The sequence below is a fragment of the Rathayibacter sp. AY1A4 genome (assembly GCF_002930955.1).
Lineage (GTDB): Bacteria > Actinomycetota > Actinomycetes > Actinomycetales > Microbacteriaceae > Rathayibacter.
The window spans coordinates 1-682 of record NZ_PSTN01000062.1; the positions used below are offsets into that span (position 1 = coordinate 1).

Sequence of the window (682 nt, forward strand, 5' to 3'; positions counted from 1 at the left end):
AGTCACGCCGACCTCAGGAAGCGTTGATGTCCCCGTGGATCGTCAGGAACCAGGCCGTGTCGCCGTCCGCGTTTGACGCGGTGGCCTCGACAGTCGAAATCGGCTTCTCGCCGAGCGACGCCGGGTCGATCTCGTGCGGGCCATCGGCACAGTCGATCGCCTCGAGGGTCGTCGTCGTCCTCGTCGTCGGGCCTCCTGCCGTGGACAGCGATCCGATCTCGAGATCGATCACTCCGTCCCCGAGACATTCAAAGGTGATCGCTGTCGGCAGGGCGGGTCGCGCGAGAGTCGCTTCGACGTGGCCACCATCATCGTCGGCGGTAGCGTTCAGCGAGAGGATCGCAACAACTTCACGGTCCGTTTCCACATCCGCTTGGCGCTCTGCACGCCACTGAGTGATGCGAGGGTCCTCCCCAGATATCGGGGCGCAGCCTGCGAGAGACGCCACGAGAACAAGACCAACTACTGCGCTGATGGGACGGTGCCTCATCGCTACACAGTAGGGGCAGGCGATCGCAGATGGACGAACTTCTGACCTGATGGCGAGATAGTGAAGCTCAGCGCTGAACAACCGGGCCTCTGTGCCCACGTCGATCGGATCTGTGCCTTGCGGTCCTACTCTCCCCACTGTCGCGTTCAGCACTACGGATCCTTGGCGGAACCGTGCCGGTGAACGATCCCC

The 682-nt window shown here is 63.2% G+C and carries 1 protein-coding gene; it reads right to left on the bottom strand.

The features are described 5' to 3' along the window. Positions 1-13 precede the first annotated feature (13 nt). On the bottom strand, positions 14-232 hold the full coding sequence (locus C5B92_RS17100; RefSeq protein ID WP_104263138.1) for a hypothetical protein: 219 nt from the start codon (positions 230-232) through the stop codon (positions 14-16). Positions 233-682 lie beyond the last annotated feature (450 nt).